General features: G+C 73.7%; 20 protein-coding genes. 9 read left to right on the top strand and 11 right to left on the bottom strand.

What is annotated here, in order from left to right:
- Position 1: 1 nt before the first annotated feature.
- The 7 genes from OG570_RS45225 to OG570_RS45195 form a co-directional block, all read right to left on the bottom strand.
- Positions 2-352 carry a hypothetical protein gene (locus OG570_RS45225; protein WP_326947754.1) on the bottom strand — a complete coding sequence of 117 codons (351 nt, stop codon included), beginning with the start codon at positions 350-352 and terminating at the stop codon, positions 2-4.
- Positions 349-525: a hypothetical protein gene (locus OG570_RS45220; RefSeq protein WP_013224542.1), complete on the bottom strand. Its 177-nt coding sequence runs from the start codon at positions 523-525 to the stop codon at positions 349-351. The genes OG570_RS45225 and OG570_RS45220 overlap by 4 nt, the downstream gene beginning before the upstream one ends.
- A 102-nt stretch (positions 526-627) precedes the next feature.
- Entirely contained in the window at positions 628-891 is a 264-nt protein-coding gene (locus tag OG570_RS45215) for a hypothetical protein (RefSeq protein ID WP_326954766.1), read from the bottom strand.
- Positions 888-1,325, bottom strand: a complete 438-nt coding sequence (locus OG570_RS45210; RefSeq protein ID WP_247049077.1) for an Asp23/Gls24 family envelope stress response protein — start codon at positions 1,323-1,325, stop codon at positions 888-890. Before OG570_RS45210 ends, OG570_RS45215 begins: the two co-directional genes overlap by 4 nt.
- 91 nt (positions 1,326-1,416) lie before the next feature.
- Positions 1,417-1,818, bottom strand: a complete 402-nt coding sequence (locus tag OG570_RS45205) for a hypothetical protein (protein WP_326954765.1) — start codon at positions 1,816-1,818, stop codon at positions 1,417-1,419.
- On the bottom strand, positions 1,818-2,378 hold the full coding sequence (locus OG570_RS45200; RefSeq protein ID WP_326947757.1) for an RNA polymerase sigma factor: 561 nt from the start codon (positions 2,376-2,378) through the stop codon (positions 1,818-1,820). Before OG570_RS45200 ends, OG570_RS45205 begins: the two co-directional genes overlap by 1 nt.
- Positions 2,375-3,100: a dihydrofolate reductase family protein gene (locus OG570_RS45195; protein ID WP_442788234.1), complete on the bottom strand. Its 726-nt coding sequence runs from the start codon at positions 3,098-3,100 to the stop codon at positions 2,375-2,377. Before OG570_RS45195 ends, OG570_RS45200 begins: the two co-directional genes overlap by 4 nt.
- A gap of 109 nt (positions 3,101-3,209) precedes the next feature.
- On the opposite strand from OG570_RS45195, the gene zapE reads away from it, so the two are divergent.
- Positions 3,210-4,232: a cell division protein ZapE gene (zapE, locus tag OG570_RS45190; protein WP_326954763.1), complete on the top strand. Its 1,023-nt coding sequence runs from the start codon at positions 3,210-3,212 to the stop codon at positions 4,230-4,232.
- On the opposite strand, the gene OG570_RS45185 is transcribed toward zapE, so the two are convergent.
- From OG570_RS45185 to rocD, 4 genes are all read right to left on the bottom strand, one after another.
- Entirely contained in the window at positions 4,186-4,737 is a 552-nt protein-coding gene (locus tag OG570_RS45185) for a phosphatase PAP2 family protein (protein ID WP_326951477.1), read from the bottom strand. The genes zapE and OG570_RS45185 overlap by 47 nt on opposite strands.
- A 74-nt stretch (positions 4,738-4,811) precedes the next feature.
- Positions 4,812-6,110 carry a glycoside hydrolase 5 family protein gene (locus tag OG570_RS45180; RefSeq protein WP_326954762.1) on the bottom strand — a complete coding sequence of 433 codons (1,299 nt, stop codon included), beginning with the start codon at positions 6,108-6,110 and terminating at the stop codon, positions 4,812-4,814.
- An 84-nt stretch (positions 6,111-6,194) separates the two neighbouring features.
- Positions 6,195-7,553, bottom strand: a complete 1,359-nt coding sequence (locus OG570_RS45175; RefSeq protein WP_326954761.1) for a DUF2252 domain-containing protein — start codon at positions 7,551-7,553, stop codon at positions 6,195-6,197.
- Between the two features lie 102 nt (positions 7,554-7,655).
- Positions 7,656-8,888, bottom strand: a complete 1,233-nt coding sequence (rocD, locus tag OG570_RS45170; RefSeq protein ID WP_326954760.1) for an ornithine--oxo-acid transaminase — start codon at positions 8,886-8,888, stop codon at positions 7,656-7,658.
- 162 nt (positions 8,889-9,050) lie between these two features.
- Between rocD and OG570_RS45165 the strand changes: the two genes are divergently transcribed.
- The 8 genes from OG570_RS45165 to OG570_RS45130 all read left to right on the top strand — a co-directional run bounded on the left by OG570_RS45165 (position 9,051) and on the right by OG570_RS45130 (position 19,239).
- Positions 9,051-9,905: a PPK2 family polyphosphate kinase gene (locus OG570_RS45165; RefSeq protein ID WP_326954759.1), complete on the top strand. Its 855-nt coding sequence runs from the start codon at positions 9,051-9,053 to the stop codon at positions 9,903-9,905.
- Positions 9,906-9,925: 20 nt separating this feature from the next.
- Positions 9,926-12,025 carry a S9 family peptidase gene (locus OG570_RS45160; protein ID WP_326954758.1) on the top strand — a complete coding sequence of 700 codons (2,100 nt, stop codon included), beginning with the start codon at positions 9,926-9,928 and terminating at the stop codon, positions 12,023-12,025.
- Positions 12,022-12,972, top strand: a complete 951-nt coding sequence (locus tag OG570_RS45155) for an LLM class F420-dependent oxidoreductase (RefSeq protein WP_326954757.1) — start codon at positions 12,022-12,024, stop codon at positions 12,970-12,972. The genes OG570_RS45160 and OG570_RS45155 overlap by 4 nt, the downstream gene beginning before the upstream one ends.
- A 47-nt stretch (positions 12,973-13,019) precedes the next feature.
- Positions 13,020-13,265, top strand: a complete 246-nt coding sequence (locus tag OG570_RS45150) for a hypothetical protein (protein WP_326954756.1) — start codon at positions 13,020-13,022, stop codon at positions 13,263-13,265.
- A 187-nt stretch (positions 13,266-13,452) separates the two neighbouring features.
- On the top strand, positions 13,453-14,898 hold the full coding sequence (locus tag OG570_RS45145) for a pyridoxal phosphate-dependent decarboxylase family protein (protein WP_326954755.1): 1,446 nt from the start codon (positions 13,453-13,455) through the stop codon (positions 14,896-14,898).
- Positions 14,895-16,181 carry a lysine N(6)-hydroxylase/L-ornithine N(5)-oxygenase family protein gene (locus tag OG570_RS45140; RefSeq protein WP_326954754.1) on the top strand — a complete coding sequence of 429 codons (1,287 nt, stop codon included), beginning with the start codon at positions 14,895-14,897 and terminating at the stop codon, positions 16,179-16,181. The genes OG570_RS45145 and OG570_RS45140 overlap by 4 nt, the downstream gene beginning before the upstream one ends.
- Positions 16,178-17,917, top strand: coding sequence for an IucA/IucC family protein (locus tag OG570_RS45135; RefSeq protein ID WP_326954753.1), 1,740 nt, complete (start codon positions 16,178-16,180; stop codon positions 17,915-17,917). The genes OG570_RS45140 and OG570_RS45135 overlap by 4 nt, the downstream gene beginning before the upstream one ends.
- Positions 17,914-19,239 carry a glutamine synthetase gene (locus OG570_RS45130; protein ID WP_326960337.1) on the top strand — a complete coding sequence of 442 codons (1,326 nt, stop codon included), beginning with the start codon at positions 17,914-17,916 and terminating at the stop codon, positions 19,237-19,239. Before OG570_RS45135 ends, OG570_RS45130 begins: the two co-directional genes overlap by 4 nt.
- The last annotated feature ends 37 nt before the right edge of the window (positions 19,240-19,276 follow it).

The raw sequence follows: 19,276 nt of genomic DNA, 5'->3' as shown, positions 1-19,276 counted from the left end.
GTTACCGCACCCTCGGCGGGACGTCGGGCAGCAGCGCCGACACCGTCACGGCCAGGGTCCGCACCTGGTAGGACGTGATCCGCTCGACCTCGTCGACGACGCGCTCGCGCACGACGCCGACGACCGCGCGCACCGCCGCCGGGTAGTGCAGGGCCAGGTCGAGCGCCAGATCGACGTCGTTGTCGTGGCCGCCGACCCGCGCGTGCGCGCCCTTCTTGCCGGCCCGCGCGGTGCCGGGCACCTGGTCGGCGGCGTGCTGCGCGACCTTGCGCACCACCGCGTGCCCGATGGTGAGGGTGCCGCGCTCGTCCGGTTCGGCGAGCTCGCGCGGCACGTCGAGGAGCCGGCTCACTTGTCGCGGCCCTTCCCGAACAGCTCGCCGAGGTCGAGTTCGCCGTCGAGCACCCGGCCGGCGACCAGCCCGATGATCCCGACGGCCAGGGTCACCAGGAACGCGGTGAACCCCTGGGTCGCGGCCAGGCCGAGGATGAGCCCGGCCAGGAGCCCGGTCTGCGTTGCGTTCACGTTGTCCTCCAAGGACAGGCGGGGAGAAACCTCTTCTTGCGGGGGTCCGGGTGGCGGAGCCCCCGGCCCGGGGCAAGGCCCCGGATGTTCACTGCGGGGAGGTCATTTGACGCGGGGCGGACGGCGGCGCTTGCGCAGGCGCGCGAGCACCGCGGCCACCCCGCGGCGGTTCACCACGAAGCGGATTGGCGCGTCGAACCGGGCGTCACCGATCGCCGGGTCCACTTCGGACTTGCCGGCGCGGAACCGGGCGAGCCCGGCGGCGAACTCGGCCGGGTCGCCGCCGACGTCGGGGTGGTGGGTGCGCACGAACTCCCGGAAGGCCGCACGGGCCTCCGGGTCGTCCCGCGCACCCCGCCCGGTCACTCCACCCGCGATGGGAGTTCGGGCTCGTCCTCACCCGGCAGGTGGATGTCGTTGACGGCGATGTTGACCTCGATCACCTCGAGGCCGGTGATCTGCTCGACGGCGGTGATCACGTTGCGCCGCACCGCGCGGGCGACGTCGGCGATGCGCGCGCCGTACTCGACGACGACGTCGAGGTCGATCGCGGTCTGCTTCTCGCCGACCTCGACCGACACGCCGGACGTGGTGACCGTGCCGGAGCCGGGGATGCGCTCGCGCAGGGCGCTGAACGCCCGCGACATGCCGCCGCCCAGCGCGTGCACCCCGGTGACCTCGCGGGTGGCCATCCCGGCGACCTTCTGCACCACCAGCGACGAGATCGTGGTGCGGCCGGCGGCGCCCTCCTCGTTGAGCGGGGTCACCAGGCCGGGGCTTTCGGTCCGTTCCGGATGCATGCCTGCAGGCTCCTTTCGAGCGGTCTTGTCGTCCCTACGATGCCCGCGACCACGGGGCTCTCACGCAAGGTCACCCATTCGGGGGAATGTTTCAGTCGGGGTGGACGTCGACGACGTGCACGTTGACCACGGTGGCCACGCCCAGCTGCCGCGCCAGCTCCGCGGCGATCTCCCGCCGGAGCGTCTCGGCGGCTTCGTCGGCGGTGAGGCCGAAGCGGACCGACACCAGCACCTGGACCACGTCGTCCTCCACCGCGACGGCCGAGATCCGCACGCCCGCGGGCGCCCGTGCGGCGGCGATCGCCGAGGCCAGGCGGCCGACGACCCGCTCGGTCACGCGCAGGCTGCCTTCCTCGCCGGGCACGTCCACCGCCGTCCGGCGGCCGCGGGCCACCGTGCGCAGCACGCGTTCGACCAGGCCGGGCGGGGTCGGCACCCGGCGGCGGGCGGCCGCGCGCACGGCGTCCCAGCGGGGGTCCTGTTCCGGGTCCATCACCGCTCCCTCAGCTCGGCGAGCAGCGCCACCCTGGCCCGGTGCAGGCGGGAGCGCAAGGCGCCGACGTTCACGTCGAGCACTTCGGCGACCTCTTCGTAGCTCAGCCCTTCCAGTTCGCGCAGCACCAGCGGCACCCGCTGGGACAGCTCGAGCCGGCCGATCGCGCGCAGCACGGCGTCGACCTCCTCGGCGCGCACGACGCGCCCCTCCGGCCCGGGTTCGGCCGCCGCGAGCAGTGCGCTGTCCACAGTGGACTTCCCGGCGGGCTCGGGTGAGTCCAGGGAGATCGTCGGCTTCCGGCGGCGCAGCATCGCGAGCGCGCCGTTGGTGACGACGCGGTAGAGCCACGTCGACACGGCCGACTCGTGCCGGAAGCCGCCCAGCGAGCGCCAGGCGGCCAGCCACGCCTCCTGCACGACGTCCTCGGCCTCGGCGGCGCTGCCGGTGATCCGCAGCGCGACCCGGTACATCCGGGGCGTGTGCCGGCGCACCAGCACGCCGAACGCGGCTTCGTCGCCGCCGGCGGCCCGTTCGACCAGCGTGGCGTCGTCGGTCATCCGCCACCCCGGCGGTAGCGCAGGAGCGTGAAGCCGTCCTCGACCAGGACCGACGCCAGGGCCAGCGCGCGCGGCGCGGCGAGGGCCGGACCCGCGGCGATGCGCCCGGCGCCGCCCGCCACGAGCAGCGGCGCGACGGTGAGGCACAGCTGGTCGACGAGATCGGCGGCGATCAGCCCGGCGAACAGGCGTGGCCCGCCTTCGCAGTCGACGCGGCGCAGGCCGCGCCCGGCCAGCAGGTCCAGCGCGAGCGCGAGGTCGACGTCGGCGTCCCCGGCGCGCAGGACCTCGACGCCGGCCAGGTGCGCGGTGTCGGCGCCGGTGGTCGTGACCACGATCGGGGCCACGATCGTGTCGGTGAACAACGGAGAGTGCGGGTCGAGGTCCGCGGTGCGCGTCACGACGGCGATGGGCGGGACGTCCGCCAGCCCGAGCCGGCGCCGGCGCTCGAGCCGCTTCGCGCTCGCCCGGACCCCGCGGTAGCCCTCGGCGCGCGCGGTGCCGGCGCCGACCAGGACGACGTCGCAGAGATCGCGCCCGAGCAGGAAGACCTCGCGGTCGGCGGCGTGCGACAGGCCCGCGGACGTCGTGTCGACCTCGACGGCGCCGTCGGCGGAGGCGACGAAGTTGACCTGGACCCACGACCGGTCGAGGGCCGCCGGGTAGGCGTAGATCGCCTCCAGGTCGGCCCCGGTCAGCTCGCCCGGTGATGGTGGCCACACGCTCCGCACCCGACCATCCCAGCACGCCCGGAAACCCGTTCTCCACCGGGGGATGTGGCTACTCACCGGTGATCCGGGGCCGCCGCGGCGGCGGATAGGCTCTGCGACCATGCCCGCGCACCTGACCGACCGCCGTCCCGTGCTCGGCGCCGACGAGCTGATCACGGCGCTGGTGCCGCCGCCGCGTTTCGACGCGGTGCGGTTCGACACCTACATCCCGAACCCGGACGAGCCCAGCCAGGCCGCCGCGGTCGAGGCCTGCGCGGCGTTCGCCGGCCGCATCGGCGCGCGACCGGAGAAGAAGAAGTTCCGGCTCTTCGGGGGCTCCTCCTCGGCGCCGTCCGGCCCGATGGGGCTCTACCTCGACGGCGGCTTCGGCGTCGGCAAGACCCACCTGCTGGCTTCGGCGTGGCACGCGGCGCCGTCCCCGAAGGCGTACGGCACGTTCGTGGAGCTGACCCACCTGGTCGGCGCGCTGGGCTTCCCCGAGGCCGTGCGGCGGCTGTCGGAGCACCGGATCCTGGCCATCGACGAGTTCGAGCTGGACGACCCGGGCGACACCACGCTGGTCACGCGGCTGCTGCAGGAGCTCATGGACGCCGGGGTGTACATCGCGGCGACGTCGAACACGCTGCCGGAGAAGCTCGGCGAGGGGCGCTTCGCCGCCGAGGACTTCCTGCGTGAGATCCAGTCGCTGTCGGCCCGGTTCGGCGTCGTGCGCGTCGACGGCCCCGACTACCGGCACCGCGGCCTGCCGGACGCGCCGCCGCCGGTCTCCGCCGACGAGCTGGAGGCGTCCGTCGCGGCCCACGACGGGTCCACTGTGGACGACTTCGACGCGCTGTGCGCCCACCTGGGCGAGCTGCACCCGTCGCGCTACGGGCGGCTGCTGGACGGCGTCACCCGCGTGCACCTGCGCGGCATCCACCCGGCGCCGGACCAGAACGTCGCGCTGCGGCTGGTGGCGCTGGCCGACCGCCTCTACGACCGCGCGATCCCGGTCGTCGTCTCGGGTGACCCGCTGCCGGCGCTGTTCACCGACGAGATGATCGAGGGCGGCTACCGCAAGAAGTACCTGCGCGCGATCAGCCGGTTGACGGCGCTGGCACGCGACGCGGCACAGACCACGTGACGAGCACGACGGCGACCGCGAACAGCGTGCCGCCGACGACGTCCGTGAGGTAGTGGTAGCCCATGCCGATCAGCCCGGCGGTGGCCGCGAGCAGGGCCACGGCGCTCAGCACGACGACGTAGGTCTTGCGCGTGAGCAGCACCAGCACGGTCAGCACCGCGACCAGGCTGACGGTGTGGCCGCTCGGGTAGACGAGTGTGCCGTTCTTCCACCGGTCGTACAGCGGCTTGAGCAGCCAGGTGTTGAGCAGGATCGCCAGCAGCGGCCCGCCCAGCGCGAGCGCGGCTTCCCACCGCCGCCCGGCGCGCAGGCACAGGAACACGGCGACGGCGGCCAGCGCGAACACGACGTACGGCTCGGTCGGCAGCACCAGGATCCGCGCCGCCACCGGCCCCAGGTGCGCGACGGCGCCCGCGGCGGCCGAGTCGAGCGCACTGGGCGTGTCACCGCCGGCGAACGGAAGCCCCAGCAGCAGGGCCAGCAGACCGCACCCGGCGGCGAGCACCCAGATCGTCCTCACCCCCGCGAGGGTAGTAGTCGCCCGGTCCGGGGGCTGCGCGGCGGACGTCTCCGACCTGGTCAGGGCTGTACCAGCGCCGTGATGCCCCGCTGCGCCAGGTAGCCCGCGTCGCCGGCTCGGCTCTGCAGCACGAACGCCGCCCGCGTCCCGGCGTCGGCCAGTGCGAAGAAGCGGTCCGAGCCCCGGGTCGGGTCCGCGTCCGGGATGACGATCGCCGTCGTTCGCGGCGCCGGTTTCGGCGGGGTGCGGTCGAACTCCGCCACCAGCGCCTGCAACGCGCGGCCCGCGGGCTTGAGACGGCGGTCGTTCGTGTACAGCCCCAGGTCGTACTCCAGCGGGTTCAGGTTCGGGACCAGCGCCGGGTCGACGTCGTGCGAGCACCACCACGTGAAGCCCAGCGTGTGCGCGCACGACGCCGCGTTGCGGATCGAACGGGACAGCCACTCGGCGTACTGCGGGCGGGTCGCGTCGCTGAAGTGGATCGACGGCGCCGCGCCGTCCTCCTGGATCCAGCACGGCCTCGCCGGATCCGTCGCGTACGCCTGGGCCACCTGGATCAGGCGCTCCGCGTTGTGCGTCTCGAACGCGCCGAGCGGGGTCGTCTTGAGCGTGCCGAAGAACGACGTCCACGGGTGGATCGCCACGATGTTCCCGGCGTCGGCCAGGCCGGCGCGGGTGAAGTAGCGGCCGTTGTCCCATGGCGCGCGGTCGCAGCCGACCGTGTGCGCCTTTCCCGGCGCGACGCTCTCCGCCGTCTCGCACAGGGTGTGCGCCCACGCGTCGGCCTGCTGCGGCGTCACCGCCAGGCCGGCGAAGGAGTCCCAGTAGTAGTACGGCTCGTTCGACAGGTCGAACCCGAGGAACCGCGGGTGCTTCCCGATCCGCGCGGCCAGCGCCGTGAGCAGCGCGCGCTGGGCGTCGAGGGCCGCCGGGTCGGTGAACCAGTTCACCGGCTCCGGCGTGGTCTGCAGCCAGTGCGGCGTCCAGTAGCGGGCCGAGATGTGGCCGTTGAAGACCGTCACCTCGACGTCGAGGCCGGCCGCGCCCGCGAGGTCGAGGAACCGGTGCAGCCGGTCGAGCTTCTCGCCGCTGACCAGGTGCGGCTCGGGCTGGAACGCCGACCACAGCAGCATCATCCGGATGTGGTCGAGCCCGAGCGCGGCGATGTCGTCGAGGTCGCGGCGCAGGTCGGCTTCGCGCCAGTCCTCCCACATGTGGAACCAGCGCGTCGAGGGTGTGTAGTTGACGCCCAGCCGGAACGGCCGCCGCCTGGGGGCGGCCAGTGCGGGCGCGGCGGTGGCCGCCAACGCCGTCGCGACCGCTCCCGTGAGCACCGACCGCCGTTTGAGATCCGCCACGCCGCCTCCCTCGCCGTCACCCGTTCACGAAGATCTAGCACGGCGGGGAATTCGTTCTCCAGCGTTGACCGGCTTCCTGTCCAGTCAGGTCCCCGAGAAGGCGGCGTGGTCGGCCTCCGTCCGGTCGGCGTAGCGCACGGCGTACGCGCCGATCGCCTCGTCCAGCTCGGAGTCGTCGGCGAAGTAGCCGGACAGCAGCTGCGGGTGCAGCGACCGCGTGTGGGCGCGGGCGAGCAGCGCCCCGGCGAGCCTGCCGTAGTCGTCGAGGTGGTCCTTCTCCAGCTCCGCCGGGTCGATGTCGCCCTTGAGGTTCCGGAACTGGCGGACGATGTACGGGACGCCGCCGATCGTGGTCCAGCCGAGCAGGATGTCGGTCTCGGCCTGCACGAGCCGGGCGCCGTCGACGATCCGGCGGCCTTCGTGCTCGGCCGCGGGCAGGTCCAGGTACGGCCCGAGCGCCGGTGACGCCGCCTGTTTCACCTGCAGGACAAGGTCTTCGTCGTCGTTGCCGTGCAGCAGCGCGACGTAGCTGCGGAGCCCGACGCTGCCGGTGCCGACGACGCGGAAGGCGACGTCGGCGAGGCGGTAGCGCGAGATCAGCGTCCGCCGCGACTCGCGCAGGGTGTCCACATAGGACGCCAGCCCGGCGGCGACGGCCTCCGCGGTCTGCTCGTCGACGTGCGTCAGCACCGGCGGGTCCTCGACGAACCGGTGGCGCGCCAGGCCCGTCCGGTGGTCGTCGACGCGCTCGGTCCACTTCGCGGCGACCTTGGCGCTGTCGTTCTTGCGGGCCTTCTCTGCGGCATCGGCGAAGTCGTCGATCAGCTCGTCCGCGCGGGCCTTCGACAGCACCGACGAGTCCGGCAGCGCGTTCCAGCTGCGCAGGAACGGCAGTTCGGCGAGCGCGCGGATGGTCCGCCGGTACGACTTCGCCGCGTCCTCGGCGGCTTCGCGGCAGCCGGACTCGCCGATGCCGCCCTCGCGGCCGGCGAGCACGAGGCTCGCGGCGAGCCGTTTGAGGTCCCACTCCCACGGGCCGGGGACGGTCTCGTCGAAGTCGTTGATGTCCATCACGATCCTGCCCTCGGGCGTGCCGTAGAGCCCGAAGTTCGCCGCGTGCGCGTCACCGCAGAGCTGGGCGTCGAGGCCGGAGACGGGCGTGCGCGCGAGGTCGGCGCCCATCAACCCGGCGGCACCGCGGAAGAAGGTGAACGGTGACGCGAGCATCCGCTCACGGCGGAGTTCGACCAGCTCGGGCAGCCGTCCTTTACCACTGGCCTCGAAGTACTGCGCGGGCGTCGGCCGGTCCGTCGCGGCGGCCTCGTGGTCGTGCGCGGTGACCGGCGTCTTGTCCCGCAGCCGCTTCCCCTGCTCGTACAGCTCGGCCGGCGTGACGCTGTCCGCACCGGCCAGCGGCCGCTCCACCCATTCCCCTGATCCCATACCTGCCCAACGCCCGATCCGCCCGGTTCGCTCCCGAACGCCGTGAATGCCACATCGAGGGACACTACGTCCCTCGATGTGGCATTCACGGACAACCGGGGTTCAGGGGCGGATGACCTCGGCGATGGCGTCGATGCCGCGGTCCAGCTCCTCACGGGTGATCACCAGCGGCGGGGCGACGCGCAGCGTGCGGTCGTGCGTCTCCTTGCACAGCACGCCGCGCGCGGCCAGGGCCTCCGACGCCGCACGGCCCTCGGGGCCGCCGGGGGCGATGTCGATGCCCGCCCACAGACCGCGGCCGCGGACCTCGGACAGCCCGCTCCCGACCAGCTCGGTCAGGCGCGCGTGCAGGTGGGCGCCCAGTTCGGTGGAGCGCTGCTGGAACTCGCCGGTCCGCAGCAGCTTGACCACCGCGCGGCCGATCGCGCAGGCCAGCGGGTTGCCGCCGAACGTCGAGCCGTGCTCGCCCGGCTTCAGCACGCCCAGCACGTCGCGGCTGCCGACCACCGCGGACACCGGCAGGATGCCGCCGCCGAGGGCCTTGCCCAGCGTGTAGACGTCGGCGCGGACACCCTCGTGGTCCAGCGCCAGCACCGTGCCGGTGCGGGCCAGGCCGGACTGGATCTCGTCGGCGATCAGCAGCACGTTGTGGTCGTCGCAGGCCGCGCGGACGTCGGCGAAGTAGCCCGACGGCGGCACGATGACGCCGGCCTCGCCCTGGACCGGCTCGAGGAGGACGGCGGCCGTGCGCGGGGTGATCGCGTCGCGCAGGGCGGCGGCGTCGCCGTACTTCACCGTGACGAAGCCCGGGGTGAACGGGCCGAAGTCGGCACGCGCGGTCTCGTCGGTCGAGAACGACACGATCGTGGTGGTCCGGCCGTGGAAGTTCGAGTCGGCGACGATGATCTCGGCGGTGCCGTCCGGCACGCCCTTGACCGTGTGCGCCCACTTGCGGGCGAGCTTGACCGCGGACTCGACGGCCTCGGCGCCCGAGTTCATCGGCAGCACCATCTCGGTGCCGGTCAGCTCGGCCAGCTCGCGGCAGAACAGGCCGAGCTGGTCGTGGTGGAAGGCCCGCGACGTGAGCGTGACGCGGCCGAGCTGCTCGACGGCGGCGCCGATCAGGTCCGGGTGGCGGTGGCCGAAGTTCAGCGCCGAATAGCCGGAGAGGAAGTCCAGGTAGGACCGGCCTTCGACGTCGGTGACCGTCGCCCCGGAGGCTTCGGCGATCACGACGGGCAGCGGGTGGTAGTTGTGCGTGCTCCATTGCTCGTCGAGCGCGATGAAGCTCGCGGCGGTGGGGGCGGCGGTTTCCCGGCCGGCGAACGTCGTCATGCGTTCAGGTTAGAGACCGCAGACGCAGAGTTCAGCCGGGAATCGTTGCTTTCACCCGTTGTTCGTTGCGCAATCCGCGGATCGGACCCCCGAATCGCTGCGCCGCCACCCGGCCGGGTGCGTCGACAGGAAAGCCGCCGCCCGAGTCGTTAACCTCGCGGGATGGGCAAGAAGAACGACGAGGGAAGCCGGGTCCGGGACGCGCTGCGGATCACCGGGGAGCTGCCGGACCCGGGCTCGGCGCCGGTCGGGCCCGGCAAGAAGCCGAAGGCCCTCGCCAAGCTCGGCACCGCGAGCGAGCGGCTGTCCGCGCTGCAGGAGGCGCTCTACGCCGAGGGCGTCGGCGGCGGCGAACGCAACGTCCTGCTGGTGCTGCAGGGCATGGACACCTCGGGCAAGGGCGGCACGGTCTCGCACGTGCTCGGCCTGGTCAACCCGATGGGCGTGCACTACTCGGGGTTCAAGGCGCCGACGGCGGCCGAGCGGCGCCACCACTACCTCTGGCGGATCCGCAAGCAGCTGCCGGTGCCCGGCCAGATCGGCGTGTTCGACCGCTCGCACTACGAGGACATCCTGGTCCCGCGGGTGTCCGGGCTGCTCAGCGCGGAGGAGCGGCGCCGCCGCTACAGCGAGATCAACGCGTTCGAGAAGGAGCTGACCGACGGCGGCACCACCGTCGTCAAGGTCTTCCTGCACATCTCGCCCGAGGAGCAGCTCAAGCGGCTGAAGGCCCGGCTGGAGACGCCCGAGAAGCACTGGAAGTACAACCCGGGCGACCTCGAGGCGCGGTCGCACTGGCCCGCCTACCAGAAGGCCTACGCCGACATCTTCAAGAAGACGTCGACGGACTACGCCCCGTGGCACGTCGTGCCGGCCGACCACAAGTGGTACCGGAACTGGGCCGTCGCGGAGCTGCTCATCGAGACCCTCACCGAGCTGGACCCGAAGTTCCCGCAGCCGGACTACGACGTCGACGCCGAGCTGGCGAAGCTGAAGGGTGTTGGCGTACCGGCCTGAGCGTCTGGAAGAGTGCGGGCGTGACCGATGTCGACGATCTCCCGTTCCTCCGCAAACAGGCCCGTACCCAGCGCTTCACCCTCGGCGCGCCGAAGGCGTTCCGGGTCGCCCCGGACGGTTCGCGCGTGCTGTTCCTGCGGGCGGAGTCGGGTACCGACCCGCGGCACAGCCTCTGGTCGGCCGACCTCGCGACCGGCGCCGAGACGAAGGTCGTCGACGCCGCCGAGCTGCTGCCCGGCGAGGAGGAGCTGCCGGCCGAGGAGCGGGCGCGGCGCGAACGGGCCCGCGAGACCGGCGGCGGGGTCGTGCACTACGGCGTCGACGCGGGCTTCACGGTCGCGGCCTTCACGCTCTCGGGCAAGCTCTACACCCTGGATCTCGCGTCCGGCGAGGTGACGCTGCGAGTCGACGGCGCGATCATCGACCCGCGGCCGAGCCCCACCGGCACGCACGTCGCGTACGTGCAGGACCGCCGGCTGCACGTCGTGGAGCTGGCCACCGGCGACGACCGGGTGCTGGCCGGCGAGGACGACGAAGACGTCTCCTGGGGGCTCGCCGAGTTCATCGCCGCCGAGGAGATGGACCGCACCCGCGGCTACTGGTGGGCCCCGGACGGCGCCGCGCTGCTGGCCGAGCGCGCCGACCGCGGCCCGGTGCCGCGCTGGACCATCGCCGACCCGGCCAACCCGCAGAACCCGGCCAACGTCGTCGCCTACCCGGCCGCGGGCACCACGAACGCCCTGGTCACGCTGGCCGTCCTCGGCCTGGACGGCTCGCGCGTCGACGTCGCGCCGGGGGAGTGGGAGTACCTCGCCTCGGTGCACTGGTCGGCGGGTGGCGCGCCGCTGCTGGCCGTCGAGCCGCGCGACCAGACGCGGCTGGACGTGCTCGCCCTCGACGTCACCGACGGCTCGACGTCGGTCGTGCACACCGCCACCGACCAGCACTGGATCGACATCGTCGGCGGCGTCCCGGCGTGGACGCCGGACGGGCGCCTGGTCACCGAGCGGATGGTCGACGGCGACCACCGGCTCTACGTCGGCGAAGACGCCGTCACCCCGGCCGGGCTGCAGCTGCGCGCGGTCCTCGACGTCGGCGACGAGCTGCTCTTCAGCGCGTCCGACGAGGACTCGACGCAGATCCACGTCTACCGCACCGAAGGCGGTTCGATCCACCGGGTGTCCACTGTGGACGGCGTACACCACGGCGCCGGGTCCGTCGCGGTGACCGTGCTGTCGTCGTGGAGCCTGGAGCACAGCGGCCCGCGCGTCTCGGTGCTGCGCGACGGCGCCGAGGCCGTGGCGATCGCGTCGTCCACTGTGGACCCCGACATCGTGCCGAACCTGACCTGGCTGACGCTGGGGGAGCGCGGCCTGCGCGCCGCGTTGCTGCTGCCGCGCGGCTACGAGCCCAGCGAGGGCAAGCTGCCGGTGCTGCTCGACCCGTACGGCGGCCCGCACGCCCAGCGCGTGCTGCAGAGCCGCAACGCGTTCCTGACGTCGCAGTGGCTGGCTGACCAGGGGTTCGCGGTGCTCGTCGCCGACGGCCGCGGCACGCCCGGGCGCGGCGCGGTGTGGGAGCGCGAGATCCACGGCCGCCTCGCCGACGTCACCCTGCAGGACCAGGTCGACGCGCTGCAGGCCGCGGCCGCGCGGTTCCCCGAGCTGGACGTCGAGCGCGTCGCCATCCGCGGCTGGTCCTACGGCGGGTACCTGTCCGCGCTGGCCGTGCTGCGCCGCCCGGACGTCTTCCACGCGGCGGTCGCGGGCGCGCCCGTCACGGACTGGTCGTTGTACGACACGCACTACACCGAGCGCTACCTCGGGAAGCCGCAGGACGAGGTGGCGAGCTACGCGCACAACTCGCTGATCGAGAGCGCCGGCGAGCTGAGCCGCGCGCTGCTGATCGTGCACGGGCTGGCCGACGACAACGTGTTCGTCGCCCACTCGCTGCGGCTGTCGTCGGCGCTGCTGGCGAAGGGCCGCTCGCACGTGTTCCTGCCGCTGGCCGGGGCCACCCACATGACGCCGCAGGCCGAAGAGGTCGCGGAGAACCTGATGCGCACCCAGGTGGACTGGATCCTGCGTGAGCTTTCCGTCGTGGAGAAGGAGATCGCATGAGCCGCTGGGGCCTCACGATTCCGCTGACCGGGGTGCCGCTGACGGCGCACCGCGAGCTGGTCGAGCAGCTGCCGGACCTGGGTTACACCGACGCGTGGACGGCCGAGACGGCGGGCACGGACGCGTTCACGCCGCTCGTGCTCGCGTCGCAGTGGGCGCCGCAGCTGCGGCTGGGCACCGCGATCGTGCCGGTGTACACGCGTGGTCCGGGTCTGCTGGCGATGCAGGCGGCGACGGTGGCCGAGCTGGCGCCGGGCCGGTTCGTGCTCGGCATCGGCGCGTCGTCGCCGGTGATCGTCTCGAACTGGAACGCGGCGCCGTTCGAAGCGCCGTTCGCGCGGTCGCGGGACAGCTTGCGGTTCCTGCGCTCGGCGCTGACGGGGGAGAAGGTCAGCGAGAAGTACGAGACGTTCGCCGTCTCGAAGTTCCGCCTGGAGCGCCCGGCCGACCCGCCGCCGTCGATCATGCTGGCCGCGTTGCGCCCGGGCATGCTCAAGCTGGCCGCGCGCGAGGCCGACGGCGCGATCACGAACTGGCTGGCGCCGACGGATGTGCCGAAGATCCGCTCGGTCGTGGGCCCGGACGTCGAGCTGGCGGCCCGGATCTTCGTCTGCCCCACCGAGGACGCCGCCGCGGCGCGCGGGCTGGGCCGGATGCTGATCTCGAGCTACCTCACGGTCCCGGTGTACGCGGCGTTCCACGAGTGGCTCGGCCGCGGCGAGGCGCTGGCCCCGATGCACGAGGCCTGGGCGGCGGGCGACCGCCAGAAGGCCAACCAGGTCATCCCGGACGCGGTGGTGGACGACCTGATCGTCCACGGCAGCCTCGACTCGTGCCGGAAACAGATCCAGTCCTATGTGGACAACGGCCTGACCACGCCGATCATCGCGCTGTTGCCGACGGGCGGCGACCCGTTCGAGCAGGTCCGGGCCCTGGCCCCGCGCTGACCTTCGCCGAGTCGTCGCGCGAGAAACCGGCGCGAGGCAAGGCTTTCGTGCGGCGAGCCAACCGCGCGCACGAAAGCCTCGCCTCGCGCGCGGCGCCGGGTGATCCCGACGAGATCCGGGCGGAAGCGCGGCACAACGGCTGCAGCCCGGCGTCGCCGCGTGAAGCGCAAGTGGTCGGCAGCACGCTCGCCGAGTACGTCGACCGGATATCGGACACCGCGTCGGCCGGGAAGACAGTGATCGAGGCCCGGGACCGCGTCCGCCGGCGCCTCGGCCGGCCCGATCGGGACTAACCCGGCGATCCGCGCTCGCAGCCCGTCGTCACAGCCGATCACCTTCGGGGCCGAACCTACTCCCGATGGCCGACGCGTTCCCGCCGCTCGGTCGCGCATGCTGGAACGGGGCCGGGTGACAGGCAGCCTTCGGTCGCCGTACTGTTGCTCAGCGTAGGCAAGGCAACCCTAAGGAAGGCGGGGGTACATGCGGGCAGACGGGCTGGCCGGGGGCGAAGGCGGCGCGGACCGGCTCGGGGAGCTGATCCCGGCGGCACTGCGCGGCATGGCGGCCGGGGTGGCCGAACGCGGCGGGCCGGTGCCGGCCGGTGGACCCGCCGCGGTGGCCGCGGCGCTCGCCGGTGAAGGGGGCGCGCTGCCACGCCACGGCGTCGGCGCCGAAGCCGCGCTGGAGGAGCTCAGCCGGCTGCTCGCGGCGGGCTCGGCCGATCCCGCCGACCCGGCCTGCGCGGCCCACCTGCACTGCCCGCCGCTCGCGGTGTCCGTCGCCGCCGACGTCGTGGCGAGCGCGCTCAACCCGTCGATGGACTCCTGGGACCAGGCGCCGGTGGCCAGCGAGCTGGAGCGCGAGTTCACCACCGGCATCGCCCGCCTCTGCTACCCGGACGCCGCCGCGCCGGACGCCGTCGTGACCACCGGTGGCACCGAATCCAACCTGCTCGGGCTGCTGCTGGCCCGCGAGCGGGACGCGCACGTCCGGCCCGTCTGCGGCGTCAACGCCCACCACAGCGTTGCCCGCGCGGCCTGGCTGCTCGGCCTGCCCGCGCCGGTCGTCGTCGCCTGCGAGGGCGATCGCCTGCTCCCGGCCGCGCTCGCCGAAACCCTCCGCGACCTGGGCGCGTCCGCCGTCGTCGTCGCGACCGCCGGCACCACCAACACCGGCACGATCGACCCGCTGCCCGAGATCGCCGAGATCTGCCGCCAAGCGGGCGCCCGGCTGCACGTCGACGCCGCGTACGGCGGGATGGCGCTGTGCAGCACCGCGCTCCGGACGCAGCTCGCCGGGCTGGAGCAGGCCGACTCCGTCGCGCTCGACCTGCACAAGTTCGGCTGGCAGCCGGTCGCGGCCGGGCTCTTCGCCGCCCGCGAGGCCGCCGACCTCGGCGCGCTGACCGTGCGGGCCGAGTACCTCAACGCCGACGACGACACCGAGGCCGGCCTGCCGGACCTGCTCGGCCGCTCGATCCGGACGTCCCGGCGGCCGGACGCGTTCCGGATGGCCGTCACCGTGCGAGCGCTGGGTACCGACGGCCTCGGCGCGCTCGTCGAGCACTGCTGCGACACCGCCGGCGAGGTCGCGGCCGTCGTCGACGCCCATCCCGGCCTGCGCCTCTGGGGCGCGCCGGAGCTGTCCACCGTCGTCCTGCGCCCGGTCGTCGCCGGGAACCTCGCGGACGCCGAAGCCGACGAGCTGATCGCCCGGGTGCGCCGCGCGCTGCTGGAGGCGGGCACCGCGGTGATCGGCCGGGCCGCGCTGCCGACCGGCCCCGGCGGCGCGCCGCAGCTGTGGCTCAAGCTGACGCTGCTGCACCCCGGCACCACCGTCGAGGACTACCGCCCGCTGCTGGACCGGATCGCCGCCACCGCGGGCGCCGAGCTCGTCGCGAACCGGGAAAGCCCGGTCGCTTCGTGAGGCGCCACCACCTGGCGGGCATCGGGATCGGGCCGTTCAACCTCTCGCTCGCGGCGCTCGCCGCCCCGGTCGACGGCCTGGACGCGGTGTTCTTCGACGCCCGCCCGGAGTTCCGGTGGCACCCGGGCCTGCTGGTCGAGGGCGCGAGCCTGCAGGTGCCGTTCCTCGCCGACCTGGTGACGCTGGTCGACCCGACGAACCCGTTGTCGTTCCTCAACTACCTGCGCGACCGCGGCCGGCTGCTGCCGTTCTACTTCGCCGAGCGGTTCCACCTGCCGCGCGCCGAATACGACGACTACGGCCGCTGGGCCGCCGCGCGGCTGCCGTCGTGCCGGTTCGGCCACGAGGTCACCGGCGTCCGCTGGGACGCGGCGGAAGCGGCGTTCGAGCTGACGGTCGGCGGCGCCGAACCGGTGCTGGCCGACGCCGTCGTGCTCGGCGTCGGCTCGGTGCCGTCGGTACCGGAACCGTTGCGGGACCTGGTTTCGGACCCGGACACCCTTGCCCTGCACTCCGCGGACTACCTCACCCACCGGGCCGCGCTGGTCGCCGCCGAGAGCGTCACGGTCGTCGGGTCCGGGCAGTCTGGGGCCGAGGTCGTCCTCGACCTGCTGCGCGCGCGATCCACTGTGGACGGCCTCCGCTGGCTTGCCCGCACCCCGGCGTTCGCGCCGATGGAGTACTCGAAACTGGGACTGGAGCAGTTCACCCCCGACTACACCGCCTACTTCCACGGCCTGCCGAGCGCGGTCCGCGACCGCCTGCTGCCCACGCAGTGGCAGCTGTACAAGGGGATCGACGCCGAGACGATCGCGGCGATCCACGACGAGCTCTACCGCCGCAGCATCGGCGGCGGCTGGCCCGCCGCGGTGCTGAGCCCGGGCGTCGAGGTCGTCTCGGCGTCCACTGTGGATGGACAAGTCGACTTGGGCCTCCGGCACGCGCAGCAGGGCCGCAACGGGACCGTGCGCACCGCCGCCGTCGTCGCGGCCACCGGCTACACCGAAACGCCGACCGGGCCGCTGCTGGCCGGGCTCGGCGACGCCGTGCACCGCGACGACCGGGGCCGGCTCGTGGTCGGCGCCGACCACCGCGTCGCCCTCGACGTGCCGGGGCCGCTGTTCGTGCAGAACGCCGAACGGCACACGCACGGGCCGGGCGCCCCCGACCTCGGCCTGGGCGCCTGGCGGGCGGCCGTGATCCTCAACGCCGTGTGCGGCAAGACCGTGCACGAGCTGCCCGACCGCACCGCCTTCACCACGTTCGGCCTGGAGGACAAGTGAGCATCGACGAGGCGGCCGCCTGGCGCGCGGCCGGTGCCCTGATCACGCACAAGATGCTCGGCGAGCTGTCGTACGAGCACATGCTGGAGCCGGTGGCCGACGGCGACAGCTACCGGCTCGAGCTGCCGGACGACGTCACCTACACGTTCCGGGCCCGGCGCGGCGCTTTCGACGCCTGGACGGTGGTCGCGGGCAGCGCGCACCGGTCCGGCGAGCCGGCCACCGACCCGCGCACGCTCGTCGTGGACGCCCGGAAGACGGTGGGACTCAGCGGGTTGCGGCTGGCCGACGTCCTGGCCGAGCTGACCGCGACGGTCGCCAACGAGGCCGCCCGCCTGCGCCGCGCGCCGACCGCGGCGGAGCTGTCCACACTGGACTACAACGTCGCCGACGGGCACCTGACGGGGCACCCGCGGCTGGTGCTCAACAAGGGCCGCGTCGGCTTCTCGGCGCTCGACCGCGCGCGGTTCGCACCGGAGGCCGGGGCCGACGTCCGGCTGCGCTGGTTCGCCGTCCACCCCGAGCACGCCGAGTTCCGCTGTGTCGACGAACTGAGCCGGGACGCGTTGCTGGCCGCCGAACTCGGCGACCTGCGCGCCGAATTCGCCGACCGTGCGCCCGACGACTACGTGTGGGTACCGGTACATCCCTGGCAGGCCGACGAAATCCTCGGCACGCTCTACGCCGCCGAGCTGGCCACCGGCGTGATGATCGACCTCGGCGAGAGCGCCGACGGCTACCGCGCGCACCAGACCGTCCGGACGCTCGCGAACGTGAGCACGCCGGGCCGGCACGACGTCAAGACCGCGGTGTCGGTGCGCAACACGCTCGTCTACCGGGGGCTCAACTCCGCGGCCACGCTCGCCGGGCCGTCGGTGACGTCGTGGCTGCGCCGGGTCAGCGCGGGCGATCCGCTGCTGGCCGAGAAGTACCGGTTCGGGCTGCTCGGCGAGGTCGCGAGCGTGTCGGTGAAGCACCCGCTGTTCGGGCACCTGGAGGAGCTGCCGTACCGGTTCCACGAGACCCTCGGTGCGTTGTGGCGGGAACCCCTCACCGCGCACCTGGCGGCCGGCGAGCGCGCGATCTCGTTCGCCGCACTGCCTTATCGCGGCCCCGACGGCGTCTCGGTGCTGGCCCACCTGATCGGCGACGGCGACCCGGCGGCGTGGCTGACGCGGCTGTTCGACCTGACGCTCACGCCGTTGCTGCAGTGGCTGCTGCGCCACGGCGTCGGCTTCTGTCCGCACGGCCAGAACCTGATCCTCGTCGTCGACGCCGCCGGCGTGCCGCAGCGGGTGCTGATCAAGGACTTCGCGCAGGGCGTCGACCTGCTCGACGAACAGCTCGAAAGCTACGAAAGCCTCCCGCCCGAGGCGGCCGCCGACATGCTGCGCTGGCCGGCGCACCTGCTCGCGCAGTCGCTGTTCAGCTCGGTGTTCTCCGGGCAGTTCCGGTTCTGGGCCGAGGTGCTGCTCGACGAGCTGGACCTGCCGCGGGCGAGGTTCTGGGCGCCGGTGCGCGAGATCGTCGGCCGCTACCGCGACGAGAACCCGGACGTCGCCGCGCGGTTCGACGCGTGCCGGCTGTTCGCCCCGGACGTCGAGCGCGTCACGCTCAACCGCGAGCACTTCGCCGGGCAGGGCTTCGACAAGGTGGAGCGCGACGACGAGTTCGACGTCCGCTTCGGCCGGGTGCCGAACCCGCTGCACAGCGCGGATCCCGGCGGCGCGTGGTGACGCCGTTCGCGCGCCCGGCCGGCCCGCGGTCGCTGGCCGCCCGGCGTGCGGCGGCCGTGACCGGGGAAGGCGTGCTGCGCGGGGTGCTCGCCGGGGACGGCGCGCGGCTGCTCCTGCTGGTGCCCGACCCGCACGCCCGCTTCGCCGCCGTCGAGCTGGCCGCGCCGTTCGCCGCCGACGTCCTCACCGACGGCTACGGCGTCTGCAGCTACGTCTTCGCGTGGACGCCCGAGCGCGCGGCGCTGCCGGAGTCCGGGGCGCTCGGTGGCTACCTGAATGGCTACCTGGAGGGCTACGGCGACCTGCGGATGCGGCCGGACGCGGCGAGCGCGATCCCGCTCGGCGACCGGACGTGGGCGGTGGTGTGCGACGCCGAGTGGCCGGCCGGACCGGTCGCGGAGCTGGCCCCGCGCGAGGTGCTGCGGGGGCAGCTCGAAGCCCTCGAAGGGCTCGGGCTGGTGCCGTCGGTGGGCATCGAGCACGAGGTGGTGTTCCGCGACGCGGCCGGCGAGCCGCTCACCGCGCACGGCGTCGACTACGCGGTCGGCGGCACCGAGCGCCTGGCGCCGCTGCTGCGCGACCTGCGGGTGGCGCTCGACGAGGCCGGGCTGGGCGTCGAGTCGGCGCGCGCGGAGTGCCACCCGGGCCAGTACGAGATCGTGCTGCGCCACCGCGACGCCCTCGCCGCCTGCGACGACGTCCTGCTGCACAAGCTGATCGTCCGCCGGGTCGCGGCACGCCACGGCGTCACCGCCGACTACCTCGCGGCGCCCGCGCCGGGGCAGGGCAACTCGGGGCACGTCCACCTGTCACTGTCCGCCGTGGACGGTTCCGGGCCGGATCTGCTGGGCGGGTTCCTGGCGGGCGTGCTGCGGGACGCGCGGGCGCTGACGGCCGTGTGGGCGCCGACGTGGAACGGCTACGTCCGGCTGCGGACGGCGCCGTTCTCCCCGCGCGAGATCCGCTGGGGCCACGACGACCGGACGGCGTCGGTCCGCGTGGCGGGGCCCGCGGCGAACCGCCGCCTGGAGTTCCGGTTCCCGGGCGCCGACGCCCAGCCCCACCTGGTCGTCGCGGCCCTGCTGGCGGCCGGGCGGTTCGGGCTGGAGGAAGGCCTGACGCCGCCGGCGGCCGGGACGACCGTGGACGAGCTGGCGACGTCGCCGTGGGAGGCGCTGGCGCTGATCTCGGACGGCCGGGCCGGCAAGCTGCTCGGTGTGGACGTCGCGGCCCAGCTGACGGCGTTGCTCACGGAGGAGATCGAGTCCGGTCTGGACGCGGTGACCGACTGGCAGCGGCGCCGGGGCGCCCTCCGGGCCTGAGCGTGCACCCCTCTTCACCCGCTGGGGGTTGCGCGGC

It is taken from the genome of Amycolatopsis sp. NBC_01286 (assembly GCF_035982555.1).
GTDB lineage: Bacteria > Actinomycetota > Actinomycetes > Mycobacteriales > Pseudonocardiaceae > Amycolatopsis.
This window is presented reverse-complemented; position numbering and strand designations above follow the sequence as displayed.